Raw genomic sequence first — 15,816 nt, forward strand, 5'->3', positions numbered from 1 at the left:
GAGGGCGCAGATTTATGACTATGCAAAAAGACATGATGGGCCGCGCGGTCCGCGACTCGTTTGCCAAGCTGGACCCTCGCGTCCAGATTCAAAACCCGGTCATGTTCCTGGTGTGGCTTTCAGCCGTCATGACCTCCGTCCTGGTCGTCGCTTCCATCTTCGGTGTGCGGGACGCGGGTGTGCCCACCTACTATGTGGTCGCCATCGCGGTCATCCTGTGGCTCACCGACCTGTTCTCGAACTTCGCCGAGGCGCTTGCCGAGGGCCGCGGTAAGGCTCAGGCTGATTCTCTGCGTGCGGCCAAGAAGGATGTCGAGGCCCATCGCATCGAGTCCGTTGAGGACAAGGAGCACTTCACCGTCGTTCCCGGCACCGAGCTCACGCGCGGCGACCTGGTGATCGTACGCGCCGGCGAGCAGATTCCCGGCGACGGCGACGTCATCGAGGGCGCTGCCTCCGTTGACGAGTCTGCCATCACCGGCGAGTCCGCCCCCGTGGTCCGCGAGGCCGGCGGCGACCGCTCTGCCGTTACCGGCGGTACCACGGTGCTGTCCGACTGGATCATCGTCAAGATCTCCAGTGAGCCCGGCCAGAGCTTCCTGGACAAGATGATCGCGATGGTCGAGGGTGCCGCGCGCAAGAAGACCCCTAACGAGATCGCTCTGGAGATCTTCCTGGTGGCCCTTTCCATCGTCTTTATTCTGGTCACACTGGCCCTGTATTGTTACTCCTGCTTCTCGGTCGGTCTTAACGACATGGTCAACCCCACGGCCGTGACCACGCTCGTGGCGCTGCTCGTGTGCCTGGCTCCCACTACCATCGGCGCCCTTCTGTCCGCTATCGGCATCGCCGGCATGAGCCGTCTGAACGAGGCCAACGTGCTGGCCATGTCCGGCCGCGCCATCGAGGCCGCCGGCGACGTCGACATCCTCATGCTCGACAAGACCGGCACCATCACCCTGGGTAACCGCCAAGCCGCCGAGTTCATCCCGGTCGACGGCGTCGATCCCGCGGAGCTGGCCGATGCCGCCCAGCTTTCCTCGCTGGCCGACGAGACCCCCGAGGGCCGTTCCATCGTCGTGCTCGCCAAGGAGCAGTTCGGTCTGCGCGGCCGCACGCTCGAGGATAAGGGCATGGAGTTCATCCCGTTCACCGCGGCAACGCGTATGTCCGGCGTGAACTACGAGGGCAATGAGATCCGCAAGGGCGCTGTCGATTCCGTGCGCACCTATCTGGAGGCAGCCGGCGGCGTGTTCTCCCAGGAGTGCGAAGAGGCCGTCGAACGCATCGCCAAGGCCGGCGGCACCCCGCTGGTCGTGACCAAGAACTGCCGCGTGCTGGGCGTTGTGTACCTCAAGGACATCATCAAGTCCGGCGTTAAGGAGAAGTTCGCCGACCTGCGCAAGATGGGCATCAAGACCATCATGGTGACGGGCGACAATCCGCTCACCGCCGCGGCAATCGCCGCCGAGGCCGGCGTTGACGACTTCCTGGCCGAGGCCACCCCTGAAGGCAAACTCGAGAAGATCCGCGAGTTCCAGCGTGAGGGTCACCTGGTCGCCATGACCGGCGACGGCACCAACGACGCGCCCGCTCTGGCCCAGGCCGACGTCGCCGTGGCCATGAACACGGGCACCCAGGCTGCCAAGGAGGCCGGCAACATGGTCGACCTCGACTCCAGCCCCACCAAGCTCATCGAGGTCGTGCGTATTGGCAAGCAGCTGCTCATGACCCGCGGCTCGCTCACAACCTTCTCGGTGGCCAACGACGTGGCGAAGTACTTCGCTATCATCCCGGCCCTGTTCTCGCCGATCTATTCGGGACTGGGCGCCCTCAACATCCTGAGCCTCACCAACCCGTTGACGGCCGTGCTGTCCGCCATCATCTACAACGCGCTGGTCATCGTCGCGCTAATTCCGGCGGCTCTCAAGGGCGTCAAGTACCGCGAGGTTCCATCCGGCCAGCTGTTGACCCATAACCTGCTGGTGTGGGGTCTGGGCGGCATCGTGGCGCCGTTCGTATTCATCAAGATTATCGACATGCTGCTGGCCTTGTTCGGCATTGGCATGATGTAGACGGAGGTTTGTATGTTCAAAGGTATCGCATCGCGCGCACTTGGCGTGTTCGCGCTGTTTACCATCGTCTGCGGCCTGGGATACACGCTCGTGGTGACCGGCGTCGCGCAGCTTGCGTTTCCGTACCAGGCGAACGGATCGCTTATTACGGTCGACGGCAAGGTTGTGGGTTCCGAGCTCATCGGCCAGAACTTCGATGACGAAGCCCACATGTGGGGTCGTATCCAGAACGTGTCAATTGTCGAAGGCGAAGACGGCGAGCTCATGGCGTATGGTGCCCCGTCCAACCTGTCCCCGGCGAGTGAGAAGTATCGGCAGCTTGTGGATGCGCGCGTGAAGAAGATTCGCGCCGCCAACTCCGATGCCGATATGGACGCTGTGCCCGTCGACCTGGTGACGTGTTCGGGGTCCGGCCTCGACCCGGAGATCTCTCCGGATGCCGCCGAGTACCAGGTCCCGCGCCTTGCCAAGGCCACGGGCAAGAGCGAAGACGAGGTGCGCGAGATCATCGCCCAGTGCACCAAGGGCCGATTCCTGGGCGTCTTCGGCGAGCCCACGGTCAACGTGCTTAAGGTGAACCTTATGCTGGACGGCGCGCTGTAGGTGAGGAAGTGGCGGATGAGGGCATGACTGACTATCTGAGCCCTCAATTCCACCCCGCCCATCAGTTGCGGTGGAATACGGACTGTTTTGTCTGTCAAAAGCCTCATCTACTCCGTATCCCACCGCAACTTTTTGTGAGGGTCGGGATTGAAGGTGGAGAGTGCGAGCGAGTGCGGATACGGCAGTTGCTGGTACGATAAGTACGTTAGCAACTGCCGCCGAGCGGCTCAAACGAAAGGAAGCCTGCATGGAGTCCTCCTCCTACCCGATGCTCTTTAGCCCGATCAAGGTCGGAACGACCGAGGTCAAGAACCGCGTCTTTATGCCGCCGGTGTCTACCAACCTGGCCGATCACGGCTATGTGACCGACGATTTGGTCGATCATTACCGCGCCCGTGCCAAGGGCGGCGTGGGTCTGATCATCACCGAGGTCGTGACGGTCGAGCCCACCTATACCTATCTGCCGGGTGACATGTGCTGCTACGACGACACGTTTATCCCCGGCTGGGAAAAGCTCGCCGCCGCCGTCCACGAGTACGGCTGCAAGATCATGCCGCAGCTCTTCCACCCCGCCTACATGGCCTTTAACATTCCGGGCACGCCGCGCCTCATCGCCCCGTCTTTTGTGGGCCCGTCCTATGCCCGCGAGGCGCCGCGCCCCATCACGGTTGACGAGATCCACGAGCTCACGCATCAGTTCGGCGACGCTGCCGTGCGCATGCAGAAGGCCGGCGTCGATGGCGTCGAGGTGCATGCGGCTCACGCCCACGGCATGCTTGGCGGCTTTTTGACCCCGCTCTACAACAAGCGTACCGACGAGTATGGCGGCTCGCTCGACGCCCGCATGCGCTTCTTGCTCGAGGTCGTCGCCGAGATTCGCGAACGCTGCGGCAAGGACTTCATCATCGACGTCCGCATCTCGGGTGACGAGTACACCGATGGCGGCCTGACCCTCAACGACATGATCTATGTCTCGCGTCGCCTGGAGAAGGCCGGTGTCGACATGATTCACGTGTCGGGCGGCACCACCATCAAGCGCGGCTCCGCCATTCCCGCCGCCGGTACCCAGCAGGCCTCGCACGCCGCCTGTTCGCGCGAGATCAAGAAGCATGTGAACATTCCCGTCGCCACCGTCGGCCGCATCAACGAGGCATGGATTGCCGAGGAGCTGATCGAGGACGGCGCTGCCGACATCTGCATGATGGGCCGCGCCAATCTGTGCGATGCCGAGTTCTGCAACAAGGCGGCTGCCGGCAACGCCGACGAGATTCGTCCCTGCATCGGCTGCCTGCGCTGCCTGAACGGCATTATGTTCGGCAAGCGCATCTCCTGCACCGTCAACCCGGACGTGGAGCGCGACGAGGCCGGCTACGAGCCTGCCGCCGAGGCAAAGAACGTGCTCGTTGTGGGCGCCGGCCCCGCGGGCATGGAGGCAGCCTACATTGCCGCCAAGCGCGGTCACAACGTGGTGCTCGTGGATAAGCAGGACGAGCCGGGCGGCGAGATGCGCATCGCGGCCGTTCCGCCGGCAAAGCAGGAGCTCACCCGCGTGATCAAGTATCAGTATCGTCGCCTGTCCGAGGCCGGCGTCGCGTGCGTCTTTGGTACCGAGCTTTCGGCCGAGGGCATTCAGCGCGACTACGCGGGCTACGAGGTTGTCCTGGCCTATGGCGCCGAACCCATCGCTCCGGCATTCATGCAGGGCTTTAAGCAAGTTATGACGGCCGATGACCTGCTGGGCGGCAAGGCTTTCCCGGGCAAGAAGATCGTCATCGTGGGTGGCGGCACCGTCGGCTGCGAGACGGCCGATTACCTGGCCCCGTTGGTCAACGACCTGTCGCCGGCCAATCGCGATGTCACCGTTATCGAGATGACCAAGACGCTTGCCGCTAACGAGGGCGGCGCCGGTCGCGCGGTGCTCATCACGCGCATGCTCTCCAAGGGCGTTCACGTGCTGACCGAGGCCAAGGTGACCGAGATTACCGAGGACGCCATCAGCTACGAGAAGGACGGCGAGGTCCACACCATCGCCGATGCCGATACGCTGGTGCTCGCGATGGGCTATCGTCCCAACACCAAGCTGGCCGACGACCTTGCCGCTGCCGGCGTTGCCATCCACGTGCTGGGCGATGCCCAGAAGTGCGGCAATATCCGTGACGCCATCGGCGACGGCTACAAGGTTGCCTGCGAACTCTAGTCAACCCCTTGCTGCATGAGGAGGGGTGTCTCTGCGCCATCCGATAGCAAAACAGCGGTGGTGTCCCGGGTTTCGGGATGCCGCCGCTTGCTCTTGTGATCCTGGCGACGCGAGCGCGCCCTATTTCACCTCAACTGAGGGAATGGGGGATGCGATAGTATTACGGGTGATATTCGACAAACCGTGAGCTTCATACGAGGGCTTTATGGAACAACACCAGCATTATCAGAGCCTGCAAGATCAGGCATATAACGCATTGCGCTCCAAGATTATCTATGCCGAGCTCAAACCCGGCACGCGCCTTTCGGCGATTGGTCTGGAAAAGGAGACAGGAATCGGGCGCACGCCCATTCGCGAGTCTTTTGTGCGCCTGCGCGAGCAGGAGCTGGTGGAAACGCGTCCCAAAAGCGGCACCTATGTCTCAAAAATCAGCATGGAGCACGCCGAGAACGCCTGCTTCTTGCGCGAGAAACTCGAGAGAAGCGTGCTTATTAAATGCTGCTCTGCCGCCACGCCCGAGCAAAAGCAGCGGCTTGAGCAGATTCTTGCCGAGTCCGAATCGCTCGACCATCGCGAAACGCGTCGCTTTTTCGACTTGGATAACCTGTTTCATGAGACGTGTTTTGAGATTGCCGGCCGCCATATGTTGTGGGATTGGATGAAGAGCGTCAACACGCATTTTGAGCGATACAACTGGTTGCGTATGGTGTCGCAGGATCTGGATTGGGAACCGATTCGTCGGCAGCATCGCCGGATTCTCGAGGCCATTAAGAAGGGCGACACCGACACGGCGAGCTATTTGGCAGAGACGCACTTGCATCTGATGCCCGAGGAGCAGGGCCCGGTTATCGCCTTGCATCCCGACTATTTCGAGCTGCCCAAAGACTCGGCTATCTAACTCGCGCCCTTTATTAGCTGCGGTGAAATTAAGATCGTTCTGCGGGTCTGGTGGCGTAGGCAGTTCGCATAAATGCCTAAAATGGCCCAGACTGCCGACAATTAGGAAACGGGGTGCGCTATGGCGCAGATGAGGATTAAGGACATTGCCGCCGAGGCGGGCGTGAGCCCGGCCACGGTTTCGCGCTACCTCAATAACCGCCCCGGGCAGATGACCGAGGAAACTCGCGCCCGCATTGCTGAAGTTATCGAGCGCACCGGCTATCGCCCGCGTGCAGCCGCGCGCAATCTGCGCAGTTCGCGCACCAATCTCATCGGCGTGATCCTGGCAGACATCGCCAACCCGTTCTCCAGCGCCATGCTCGAGGGTCTTTCCGTCAGCGCCGCCACGCGCGGCTGCTCGCTCATGACGGCCATTAGCGGCAACGACCCCGCCAAGGAGGCAGAGTCGCTCACCAGACTTATCGATGCCGGCGTGGACGGCCTGGTCGTTAACACCTGTGGTGGCAACGACAAGGCGATTGCCGCGGCCGCGGGGCGCCTGCCCGTTGTGCTGCTCGACCGCGACGTTGCCGATGGCGGCATCGATCTGGTGACCTCTAACAACCGCGAGCTGGTTGCCGGCCTGGTAGACGCTCTTGTCGCCGCTGGCAGCGAGCGCCTGTGCCTGCTTACCGAAGCGAGCGACGACAGTCCCGTGCGCCGCGAGCGTGCCGAGGCCTTTGCCGACGAGCTCTCGTGTCGCGGCCTGGCCGGCGAGGTTGTTACCCTGGCAGACGGTGGCGCCACGGGCGTCGGCCGCTTGGACGAGACCATCCGCGAGTGCGCAGGTAAAAAGCTCGGCCTCATTGCCGTCAACGGCTTGGTCTTTCTGCGCCTAACCGAGGCGCTAGCACAGTTGGGACCCTCGTTGCCGGCGGGTCTCAAGATCGCAACGTTTGACGACTATCCCTGGAACCATGTGCTCTTTGGCGGCGTGACCACGGCTGCGCAGGACACCGTCACCATTGCCGAGCGCGTAGTCGAGCGTCTGTCCGAGCGCATCGATGTGGTCACCACCACGGTGGGCGATGCCGCAAGGCTCGCCCCCAAACGTATCGAGATTCCCGGTCACATCGAACACCGTGCTTCGACCTCACGTTAGTTTGTGTGATAATATATAGACAATGTCATACAGGAGGTATCCATGGCTGCGTCTGTACTGAGTGTACGAGTGGACTCGTCAATTAAAGATTCATTTGCCGAGCTATGCGAAGAACTCGGCATGACTTCGTCTGTAGCGGTCAATATGTTTATGAGGCAGATGCTGCGCGAGCGCTCGCTGCCGTTTGTTCCTTCACTTGGTAAAAACTCTGCGAGCGAAAACGTCGCCGCAGACATTTTGGATATTGCTCAGATTGAGTCCGCCGTCCGCGAGGCGGCCAGCTCGATTCCCGCCATCAAAACCGTGATTCTTTTTGGCTCGTATGCTCGTGGCGAGGCGCGTGCCGATAGCGATATCGACTTACGTCTCGAAGTCGATCGCGATCGGGGCTTTGGCCTTTTCGCGTTGTCGGCGTTTGGTGAGGCGGTGCGCAAAGAAACCGGGAGGCAGGTCGACCTCGTCTCGAGTGATCATCTTGATGACGATCTTGCCGCGGTAATCGAGCGCGAAGGAGTGATCCTTTATGATCGCGCGTAAGTCAGACGGCCTTCGCGCTCAAGAGGTTTTGGAAGCCATCTCTGAAACGAACGAGCGCATCAGGGCTTTTGATATCACCGAGGACCAGTTTCTGCATGCGAATGACGTGCGGACGAGGGCGTTGGCGGACTCCCTTTTGATGTGTGCGCTTAGGGTGACGGAAGAAGCGGGTAAGTTGTCGGAACGCTCGCAGCGGCTTCATCCCGAAATCGAATGGCGTGGAATTATCGGCATGAGAAATTATCTTGCGCATGATTACGGCAATGTCGACCGCTCGGTTGTATGGGATGCAGTGACGATGGAGTTCCCTACGCTGGAACGAGCTTGTAGACAAATTGTCTCCGAATCTGAACGCTAGCCACTCGTTCGCAACTGCCTGTTCGCGCACGTTTTTTGAGCGCTTGATACGCTTTAACCCTGCGGAAACATTTTTCTGCGATAGTATCTGCGATATAGACCAGTCGAAACCCGCCCGAAAGAAAGGGGAGCGACATGAACCAGCAGAACATCGATTACGTACTCCGCTCTGTAGAGCAGCGTGACATCCGCTTTGTGCGTCTGTGGTTTGTCGACATTCTCGGCCGCCTCAAGAACTTTGCCATTAGCCCCGAGGACCTCGAGGTCGCTTTTGAGGAGGGTATCGGCTTTGACGGCTCCGCCATCGAGGGCTTTGCCACGCCCGAGGAAGCCGACATGCTGGCGTTCCCCGATGCTTCGACCTTCCAGATCCTGCCGTGGCGCCCGAGCCACAACGGCGTCGCCCGCGTGTTCTGCGACGTGTGCACTCCCGATCGCAAACCGTTCGCCGGCGACCCGCGCGATGCCCTGCGCCGCATGTTCCGCAAGGCCGAGAAGGCTGGCTATCTGCTCAACGTGGGCGCCGAGCTGGAGTACTACTACTTCCCCGACGAGCACACGCCCGAGCCTCTCGACAACGTGGGCTACTTCGATCTTTCGGTGAGCGATGCCGCTCGCGACCTGCGTCGCAACACGGTCCTCACGCTCGAGAAGATGTCCGTGCCCGTGGAGTACACCTTCCACGCCGCCGGCCGCTCGCAGCACGGCATGAGCCTGCGCCACGCCGAGGCCCTGAGCATGTCCGACGCCATCACCACGGCCAAACTCATCATTAAGCAGCAGGCCTACGAGAGCGGTTGCCACGCCTCCTTTATGCCCAAGCCGTTGGCGGGCGAGGACGGCAGCGCCATGTTTTTGCATCAGTCGCTGTTCGACCACGACGGCAACAACGTCTTTTGGGGCGAGGGCGACGAGAAGTACCATCTCTCCGATATCGCCAAGCACTATATGGCCGGTATCTTGGCGCACGCGCGCGAGATCAGTGCTATCACCAACCCCACCGTCAATTCGTACAAGCGCATCACCACGGGCGGCGACTCCGTGCCGCAGTACGCCACGTGGGGCCTGCGCAACCGCGCAAGTATGATCCGCATCCCGGTCTACAAGCCCGGCAAGCAGCTGTCCACGCGTATCGAGCTTCGTAGCCCCGACCCCATGGCCAATCCGTACCTGGTCAACGCCGTCACGCTGGCGGCTGGTCTCGACGGTATCGAGCGCAAGCTGGAGCTCCCGCCCGAGGCAACGGCCGAGACGCTCAAGCTTACCGACCGTCAGATGGTCGAGGCCGGCTACGCGCCGCTGCCGCGCTCGCTCAAAGAGGCGCTCGACGTGTTTGAGGACTCGCAGTTTATGAAGGATGCCCTCGGCGAGCACATCCACAGCTTCTTCCTCAAAAAGAAGCGCGACGAGTGGCATAAGTTTGAGTCTACGATCACCGAGTGGGAGATCAAGCACTACCTGGCGAACTCCTAATCGCGCTGGCTTGTTTCAGTACGATTGAGCTCATTTCTTTGGAGGCCGATATGTCCGATAAGAGTGCCCTGTTCATGGCGCGCACGACGCGCTTCCACGAGTTTGCCCGCAGCTTGACGACCACCCTGGGTGTCGAGGTGAGCCTGGCAACCCCCGATTCGCCGACTGCGGCGCACGACTTTGACCTGCTGATTCTCGATTCCGATGGCATCCGCAGCGACCGCATCGATCAGATTGCCAAGTGGCTTGACGATCGCGGCGGTGTCCCCATGTTGGTGATCGTCGACGATGAGGCGCTCGGTACCCTGCGCCTGCCGAATCACGCGCATGCCGACTTTGTGTGCCCCACGGCGACGCCAAACGAGCTCAAGGCTCGCGCGCAGCGCCTGATGGGCGAGGAGGAGACCGTCACCGCCGACGATGTGCTCAACATCGATAACCTCGAGATTAATCTGGCTACCTACCAGGTGACACTCGATAACGAGCCCATCGACCTGACGCTGATGGAGTACTCGCTGCTGAGCTTTTTGGCGACGCATCCCAATCGCGCCTACAGCCGCGAGGTGCTGCTGCACCGCGTGTGGGGCTTTGAGTACTGCGGCGGCACGCGCACCGTCGACGTGCACATTCGACGCATCCGCTCCAAGGTGGGCCCGCAGATCGCGGCGCACATCACCACCGTCCGCGGCGTGGGCTATCTGTTTAAGGACTAGCAAGTAAATAGAGGAATGTGAGGGTACCGGAGATTTCTCCAGTACCCTTTTCTCGTTTAGGGCGAAAAGAAGACCTTTCACTGATTTAAAGTGTGTCAGTAAAAACAATATCAAACGTATAGCACTATCTCACGAATATCATTTAGTTACCGTATCTCCCTACTGCACGGATGGAGGAAGAAATGCGTTATTCGAGAAAGGTGATTGTCGGATTCATAGTATTGCTTGCCGCCCTGATGTCTCCAAGGTTGGTTTTTGGAGACGACGACTTGGTTCGTGTCACACCGCAAATAGCTGTGGAGCAAGCGCAAGCTTTCTTTGATGACGTATCGGATGAGCCGGTGACCGCTTGTGACCCAGTAAAAATGGTGAATTCCGATGGGGAATCAATCGGGTATATCGTTCGCGCGAAGCGGGATGACGTTAACTATGGCTACGTCGTATTTGATTCAGAGCGATCTTGGTGGATCAGCGAATACTGCTTGGCTCCGAACGCCCCTATGCCCATTGAGAATACAAGCGATGAAATAGCCCTTCTCGCATCCCAAGATGACATCGTTGCTTTGAAATTTGACGAGCTGTCTTTTGGTATTGCAGATCTGGATAATAACGTTGTTTTAGATGAGAAGGGATGCCGGTCAACAGCGGTGTTTTCTGTGGGAAATAGCCGCAGCGGATCTCCAGGCAGGTTCGAGGATGTTTTCGTATTGCCCAAAGACCTGTATAAACAAGGATATGTCATTGACGCAAGTAAAACTATTTCAGGGATGATAACGCCTACACAATCAGAGGTTATTAAAGAAACGGGGACCTATGCTTGCGATGTGTCTGCGATGTTTGCGGTAAGCAGCCACTATGTAACGCTAAACCGGCTCAAATTGCCAGACTTATATCATGAGCTTTGGCAGTTATCGGGAACATCCGGCAAACCAAATAAGTCATTCGATCAAGCTACGGGCCTTTACTTTACCCAAGGAGAGACTCCATCTCCAAATGCTGCCCCGGCTATTAAGGAGTTCTGTGCTAGGCGCGGGAAAAGGCTTGAGACATCATTTGCTTGGTATCCATCTTGGGATTCTTTCAGGGCAACTGCAGATTCTGGAAATCTCAGTATCTTTTCTGGGACTCTCAGTTCAAGCCATGACGCTCATGCGATGGCTGTTGCGGGATATGTGGCTATGCATAATACATATTCAAATGATAAGAAATATATGCTTGTTGTCTGGGATGGTTGGTTCAATCAGCTGCGTTTTCTTCCATATGACACAACGATTTATATATCGCATGAAGGGACGTATTGTGGAGAGTGACGGCGAAGATGATAGAAAGCGCATACGTAAAACGCTGGGGCTTCTTTGCGCATTTCTTGGGATATTGGTTGTCGCGGCCTATCAACCGAGCCCCTCGGTCGTCGGTGGAAAAGATGACGAACATATTTCAGTTGAAGTACAGACGCTGTCGGATATTCATAACGGACAATTTGAGGCTCTCGTGTCAAGTGGAGGGCGGAAAGAGATTGATATCCGTAGTTACTTTAATACCGGAACTGCTTCAGGGCTGAAGGCGGGAGAGAAATGGATTCTATTCTTTGCAAGTGATGCCAATTTAGAAGAGGAAACTTTGCATCCCTACTATATGGAAAAAGTTAACTAAATCGGTGAGGAGCGAGAGGAATGATCAACAGAAGACAGCTATTCGTCTTGGCATCAGGAGCTGTTATGTTTGCTGGGGCGAGAGGGGCCAACGCTGCGCAGCTTACGAATGCGCAAAAACGATTGACGCTTGTGACCGACATGATAGTTCGGAATGAGGCTGGGGTTATTGTGTCCTCGGCGCGAAGCAAAGATGTCTTGGGTGCCGGAAATAGAAAAATGGCTGTTGGCAGCATAAACAGGAATAATGACGGTGCAGCGTCCCTGACAAGAGCGGCAACTAAGAATTTGGTGACGGTTCATAGGGAGTCAGATGATTCACTGCCGGTGTTGGCAAAGATTGAGATTGTTGTTGAATATTCTGAAGATGGGCAAAGCATTGCAATTCGGTCAGGAAAATATTCGATAATTCAAACCGATCCGCTTGTGATGTATGCAAACGCTTGGTATGCGCTCATGCAGAAAGATAAATATGTGATGAACTACTTCACAGAAAGCGAAGCATCATATGAAACGGGGTGGGGGCCAACGCCATACGATGCGGAGAAGGATAAGTGGACGTGCGGATCGGGTATGGGCGCGACGATTACAGACTTTATTAACGATTCAACATATAGTTTTGCTATCGACTGCTATATCGAATAGACATGACGGCATAAAACGAATTGGCCTATAAGCATGTCATTACTTAAGCAAAGCTGAAATCTTGGCATCTAGTGCTCGGGACTGCCCAGCTTGGGGTACAACTCAACGTGAACAATGATGGCCCGCCACATGTTTGGCGGGCCTTTGGTTATTTGACGAAAGGATCGCAGCTATGAGCGAGAACGATTCCCAGCGTCCCCAGGATGCGGGCAACGCCGGCGAGACTCAGCAGCAGCCGCGCGTGCAGGTGGAGTCGACGCCTGCCGATGGCAACAACATTCCCTACGTGCAGGCCTACGACACGCAGACCGGTAAGCCGCTGGGTGGCCAGCAGGTTGTAAACAAGCACACGGTGGTCAAGACCAAGACCAAAAAGCTGCCGATCTTTATTACGGCACTCGCCGGCTGTGCCTGCGGCGCTCTGCTGGTCATTGCGCTCATTATGAGCGGCACGCTCAACATTGGCGGCGGAAAGAATGCCGTGACGGCGGGTGCTTCGGGTTCGTCGACGCAAAAGATCTCGATCGACTCCGAGGACACCACGCTGGCCGAGGCCGTTTCTGCCAAGGCGTTGCCCTCCGTGGTTTCCATTACCGCCACTTCGAGCGGCGGCCAGAATGGCTCGCTTTCGCAGTCTGCCGACGAGTCGGACGGCTCGGGCAGCGTCGGTTCGGGCGTTGTGCTCGATACCGAGGGCCACATCCTCACCAACAACCACGTGGTCGATGGCTATGACCAGTACGTGGTGACCATGGATGACGGCACCACATATGAGGCCGAGTTCGTGGGCAACGACGCCTCGAGCGACCTGGCCGTTATCAAGCTCAAGGACGCCGACGCCTCCAAGCTCACGCCGATTGAGATCGGTGATTCCTCCAAGCTCAACGTGGGCGAGTGGGTCATGGCCATCGGTTCGCCGTTTGGCAACGAGCAGTCTGTCTCCACGGGTATCGTCTCGGCGCTCTATCGCTCTACGGCCATGAGCTCTGCCAACGGTAACACCATCTATGCCAACATGATCCAGACCGATGCCGCCATCAACCCGGGCAACTCCGGCGGCGCGCTCGTTAACGATAACGGCGAGCTTGTGGGTATCAACTCGCTCATCGAGAGCTACTCGGGCTCCAGCTCGGGCGTGGGCTTTGCCATTCCGGTCAACTATGCCAAGAACATTGCCGACCAGATCATCGACGGCAAGACGCCGGTGCATCCGTACATGGGCGCTACGCTTTCGAGCGTCAACGCGCTCAACGCCCGCACCAACAAGCTGAGCACCGATAGCGGCGCGTATGTAGCGAGCGTCGTCGAGGATGGCCCCGCCGCCAAGGCTGGCATCCAGGAAGGCGATGTCATCACCAAGCTGGGCGACGACGAGATCACGAGCGCCGATGGCCTGATCATCGCGCTGCGCAGCCACGAGGTGGGCGAGAAGGTCGAGATCACGCTCATGCGCGGCAAGGAAGAGAAGACGGTCACCGTCGAGCTGGGCTCTGATGAGGAGTTACAGAACCAGCAGCAGAACGACAGCGCGACCGACACCGGCAACGGCGGCATTACCGATGAGCAGCTGCGCCAGTACCTGGAGGAGCTGCTGGGCCAGCAGGGCCAGGGTCAGGGCAACGGCCAGGGTTTCTAACGAGCTGTATCGTACATACCGATGCCAGAGGGGGGCTGTTCCGTCAACGCGGGACAGCCCCCCTCTTTTCCTATTGATCCTTTGGGGACGGGGAAACGGATCATTTTGGTTAGTCTTCGTCGCTGGGAAGACTTCCAAATGCCTCGACGTACTCTTCGTCCGACATCCAGTCGATGATGTCGCCGGGTTTGCAGTGAAGCGCCTCGCACATTGCGGTCAACGTCGAAAAGCGGATGCCCTTGAGCCGCCCCGTTTTAATGCGCGAAACGTTAACGGGCGAGATGCCGATAATGTCGGCAAGTTCTTGAGAGGACATTTTGCGATCCGCCATGACGCGATCGAGTCTCATGACGATTGGCATGCTGCCCTCCTTCTAAATAATGGCGTCAACGTCCGACTGCAAGAGTCGCCCGTACTCAAAGATAGCCGAAAGGGATAGCGCAAACAAAGCGAGAACCAGTGTCCAAGCGTTAAAACCAAAGATGCCAATTGCGGTAATACTGACGTCGTTGGGGAGCTGGATGGCACACAGGTTATCTAGGGTAATCGAGACAATTGAAGAAATGAGCAGCAGAAGTCCAACAACCAGAAGACGCCGGCATTGTTTTCGCGTGAATATCGACTGAGTGCTGACGACGTCAAGGCAGAAGTTCACGTAGACAATCAGGCATGCGATTGAAAGCGCCAGGGCCAGAACGTCGCGGATGGCAAGCGCGGTAAGGACGGCGCTCGGAATGGACTCACCGTTAATGTAGAGGGGAGTGGGTGCAAAGAGCACCTCCCGCGCCTCGTTGGCAACGCTGAACGCTGAGAAGGCCGCCATGATTGCTGCGACAGACAAAGTGGCGAGCAACATCACACTGCTAAAACGGCATCGTTTATCTGAGCTTTCCATAATTAACCCCAAAAAGGCTGCGGCAATGCCGCAGCCAAAAAATCCTAAGCATAGATGGTTCTTGCTTCAGAATGCCAACTGCCGTTGTAATAGTAAGTAACAGTTACGACGACGCTTCCGTTGCTGAGTCCGTATCTATAAGTCCAGCTGATGTTGCTTACTCGAGAATTGGAGGTCCAGTTCTTTATGGATTTGATGCCTGTTATCGTTCCATAGGTATCGTTAACGGTGTAAGTAACATGGAGCCTGACGCCGTTCGAATAGGCGAGGGTGGTTTCGGCGGTGTAGATTGAACGACTTTCGGCAACTGGCGAAATGATAGAGGAATGGGTTTCTGCTGCGAAGGCGGGCTGCGCGGTCATGCACGATAACCCAACAAGGCAGACGGCGAGTAAATAAGCAACCTTTTTCATCATTGGCTCCTAACTATCTGGTGATTATTTTTTAAACTCCTTTCTGACATCGAGCTATTCCTTTTGCGTAATCGTGATGGCTGTTGGCGTTATGAGGGCGGGCAGCTTTGTGGGATCGGGATCGCTGCTGGTGTTGACGGTGCAGGTTACGTCAACGTAGACGCCTTCTTTGATGGCTCCGACTTCTGCCTTCTTGCCATCCTGATCCTTAATGGGGATGGTTGAATTGATTTTGAAGTTGAGGTGCAGCGGTGCGGATTGGAATTGCTCACTTGCGATAACGAAGCGACCTTCACTCGCCCCGCTGGCGGAAGGGTGATACACAGCAACGACTTCGCCCCGCAAGGAAAGGTCCTTCGAAAAGGGAATGTCCTTCCAGAAAAAGCCGAGCAAAGCGGCTGCTATAAGGACAAGGGGGACGAGGATGGTTAGGAAACGTTTGGACTGATTCTTCATTTCAATCACCTCACGTTGATAATACCAAAATATATTGCAAACACAATATAAAATATTAACTACTATGAACTGAGTCGCATAATTTAGCATGTCGAACCCGCTGTCGCTCCAGTTTGACGGTTG

At 57.7% G+C, this 15,816-nt stretch carries 17 protein-coding genes; 13 read left to right on the top strand and 4 right to left on the bottom strand.

Translation table 11 applies throughout. The features are described from left to right. Positions 1-14 precede the first annotated feature (14 nt). From kdpB to ACGHIZ_RS01940, 13 genes are all read left to right on the top strand, one after another. Complete coding sequence (kdpB, locus tag ACGHIZ_RS01880; protein ID WP_390448729.1) at positions 15-2,075, top strand: potassium-transporting ATPase subunit KdpB; 2,061 nt, start codon at positions 15-17, stop codon at positions 2,073-2,075. A gap of 12 nt (positions 2,076-2,087) precedes the next feature. Then, positions 2,088-2,678 (top strand): potassium-transporting ATPase subunit KdpC, encoded by a 591-nt coding sequence (kdpC, locus tag ACGHIZ_RS01885; protein WP_118385318.1) that lies wholly within the window; start codon positions 2,088-2,090, stop codon positions 2,676-2,678. A 247-nt stretch (positions 2,679-2,925) separates the two neighbouring features. Next, a complete protein-coding gene (locus ACGHIZ_RS01890; protein WP_390448732.1) occupies positions 2,926-4,875 on the top strand; it encodes an FAD-dependent oxidoreductase in 1,950 nt (649 codons plus the stop codon). Positions 4,876-5,080: 205 nt separating this feature from the next. Then, positions 5,081-5,773 carry a GntR family transcriptional regulator gene (locus ACGHIZ_RS01895; RefSeq protein WP_117736193.1) on the top strand — a complete coding sequence of 231 codons (693 nt, stop codon included), beginning with the start codon at positions 5,081-5,083 and terminating at the stop codon, positions 5,771-5,773. 120 nt (positions 5,774-5,893) lie between these two features. After that, positions 5,894-6,916: a LacI family DNA-binding transcriptional regulator gene (locus ACGHIZ_RS01900; RefSeq protein ID WP_390448735.1), complete on the top strand. Its 1,023-nt coding sequence runs from the start codon at positions 5,894-5,896 to the stop codon at positions 6,914-6,916. A 42-nt stretch (positions 6,917-6,958) separates the two neighbouring features. Next, a complete protein-coding gene (locus ACGHIZ_RS01905) occupies positions 6,959-7,453 on the top strand; it encodes a type II toxin-antitoxin system RelB/DinJ family antitoxin (RefSeq protein ID WP_390448738.1) in 495 nt (164 codons plus the stop codon). Further along, the gene (locus ACGHIZ_RS01910; protein WP_195404025.1) at positions 7,440-7,811 is read left to right on the top strand and encodes a DUF86 domain-containing protein; all 372 of its coding nucleotides are present in this window, start codon (positions 7,440-7,442) and stop codon (positions 7,809-7,811) included. Before ACGHIZ_RS01905 ends, ACGHIZ_RS01910 begins: the two co-directional genes overlap by 14 nt. 134 nt (positions 7,812-7,945) lie before the next feature. Beyond that, positions 7,946-9,283 carry a glutamine synthetase family protein gene (locus ACGHIZ_RS01915; RefSeq protein ID WP_390448741.1) on the top strand — a complete coding sequence of 446 codons (1,338 nt, stop codon included), beginning with the start codon at positions 7,946-7,948 and terminating at the stop codon, positions 9,281-9,283. A 50-nt stretch (positions 9,284-9,333) separates the two neighbouring features. Further along, complete coding sequence (locus ACGHIZ_RS01920) at positions 9,334-9,996, top strand: response regulator transcription factor (protein ID WP_089573201.1); 663 nt, start codon at positions 9,334-9,336, stop codon at positions 9,994-9,996. A gap of 170 nt (positions 9,997-10,166) precedes the next feature. Continuing rightward, entirely contained in the window at positions 10,167-11,306 is a 1,140-nt protein-coding gene (locus tag ACGHIZ_RS01925; protein ID WP_390448744.1) for a hypothetical protein, read from the top strand. Then, positions 11,296-11,649, top strand: a complete 354-nt coding sequence (locus tag ACGHIZ_RS01930) for a hypothetical protein (RefSeq protein WP_117855322.1) — start codon at positions 11,296-11,298, stop codon at positions 11,647-11,649. The genes ACGHIZ_RS01925 and ACGHIZ_RS01930 overlap by 11 nt, the downstream gene beginning before the upstream one ends. A 20-nt stretch (positions 11,650-11,669) precedes the next feature. Next, positions 11,670-12,293, top strand: a complete 624-nt coding sequence (locus ACGHIZ_RS01935) for a hypothetical protein (RefSeq protein WP_089573198.1) — start codon at positions 11,670-11,672, stop codon at positions 12,291-12,293. Positions 12,294-12,465: 172 nt separating this feature from the next. Further along, positions 12,466-13,929: a S1C family serine protease gene (locus ACGHIZ_RS01940; RefSeq protein WP_390448749.1), complete on the top strand. Its 1,464-nt coding sequence runs from the start codon at positions 12,466-12,468 to the stop codon at positions 13,927-13,929. Positions 13,930-14,038: 109 nt separating this feature from the next. Here ACGHIZ_RS01940 and ACGHIZ_RS01945 read toward each other — a convergent pair whose 3' ends face one another. Genes ACGHIZ_RS01945 through ACGHIZ_RS01960 form a run of 4 tightly spaced genes read right to left on the bottom strand, consistent with a single transcriptional unit; the run spans position 14,039 to position 15,693 of the window. Further along, positions 14,039-14,290, bottom strand: a complete 252-nt coding sequence (locus tag ACGHIZ_RS01945) for a helix-turn-helix transcriptional regulator (RefSeq protein ID WP_148331698.1) — start codon at positions 14,288-14,290, stop codon at positions 14,039-14,041. 12 nt (positions 14,291-14,302) lie between these two features. Continuing rightward, positions 14,303-14,824, bottom strand: coding sequence for a hypothetical protein (locus ACGHIZ_RS01950; RefSeq protein ID WP_390448753.1), 522 nt, complete (start codon positions 14,822-14,824; stop codon positions 14,303-14,305). A gap of 44 nt (positions 14,825-14,868) precedes the next feature. Continuing rightward, positions 14,869-15,237 carry a hypothetical protein gene (locus tag ACGHIZ_RS01955; protein WP_195443935.1) on the bottom strand — a complete coding sequence of 123 codons (369 nt, stop codon included), beginning with the start codon at positions 15,235-15,237 and terminating at the stop codon, positions 14,869-14,871. Between the two features lie 54 nt (positions 15,238-15,291). Next, a complete protein-coding gene (locus ACGHIZ_RS01960; protein WP_148331695.1) occupies positions 15,292-15,693 on the bottom strand; it encodes a hypothetical protein in 402 nt (133 codons plus the stop codon). Positions 15,694-15,816: the final 123 nt, after the last annotated feature.

The organism is Collinsella sp. i05-0019-G5 (genome assembly GCF_042851345.1).
Classification (GTDB): Bacteria; Actinomycetota; Coriobacteriia; order Coriobacteriales; family Coriobacteriaceae; genus Collinsella.

Coding starts and splice junctions, on each gene's coding strand:
- kdpB (WP_390448729.1), top strand. CDS start 15: ATGACTATGCAAAAAGACATGATGGGCCGCGCGGTCCGCGACTCGTTT.
- kdpC (WP_118385318.1), top strand. CDS start 2,088: ATGTTCAAAGGTATCGCATCGCGCGCACTTGGCGTGTTCGCGCTGTTT.
- ACGHIZ_RS01890 (WP_390448732.1), top strand. CDS start 2,926: ATGGAGTCCTCCTCCTACCCGATGCTCTTTAGCCCGATCAAGGTCGGA.
- ACGHIZ_RS01895 (WP_117736193.1), top strand. CDS start 5,081: ATGGAACAACACCAGCATTATCAGAGCCTGCAAGATCAGGCATATAAC.
- ACGHIZ_RS01900 (WP_390448735.1), top strand. CDS start 5,894: ATGGCGCAGATGAGGATTAAGGACATTGCCGCCGAGGCGGGCGTGAGC.
- ACGHIZ_RS01905 (WP_390448738.1), top strand. CDS start 6,959: ATGGCTGCGTCTGTACTGAGTGTACGAGTGGACTCGTCAATTAAAGAT.
- ACGHIZ_RS01910 (WP_195404025.1), top strand. CDS start 7,440: ATGATCGCGCGTAAGTCAGACGGCCTTCGCGCTCAAGAGGTTTTGGAA.
- ACGHIZ_RS01915 (WP_390448741.1), top strand. CDS start 7,946: ATGAACCAGCAGAACATCGATTACGTACTCCGCTCTGTAGAGCAGCGT.
- ACGHIZ_RS01920 (WP_089573201.1), top strand. CDS start 9,334: ATGTCCGATAAGAGTGCCCTGTTCATGGCGCGCACGACGCGCTTCCAC.
- ACGHIZ_RS01925 (WP_390448744.1), top strand. CDS start 10,167: ATGGAGGAAGAAATGCGTTATTCGAGAAAGGTGATTGTCGGATTCATA.
- ACGHIZ_RS01935 (WP_089573198.1), top strand. CDS start 11,670: ATGATCAACAGAAGACAGCTATTCGTCTTGGCATCAGGAGCTGTTATG.
- ACGHIZ_RS01940 (WP_390448749.1), top strand. CDS start 12,466: ATGAGCGAGAACGATTCCCAGCGTCCCCAGGATGCGGGCAACGCCGGC.
- ACGHIZ_RS01945 (WP_148331698.1), bottom strand. CDS start 14,290: ATGCCAATCGTCATGAGACTCGATCGCGTCATGGCGGATCGCAAAATG.
- ACGHIZ_RS01950 (WP_390448753.1), bottom strand. CDS start 14,824: ATGGAAAGCTCAGATAAACGATGCCGTTTTAGCAGTGTGATGTTGCTC.
- ACGHIZ_RS01955 (WP_195443935.1), bottom strand. CDS start 15,237: ATGAAAAAGGTTGCTTATTTACTCGCCGTCTGCCTTGTTGGGTTATCG.
- ACGHIZ_RS01960 (WP_148331695.1), bottom strand. CDS start 15,693: ATGAAGAATCAGTCCAAACGTTTCCTAACCATCCTCGTCCCCCTTGTC.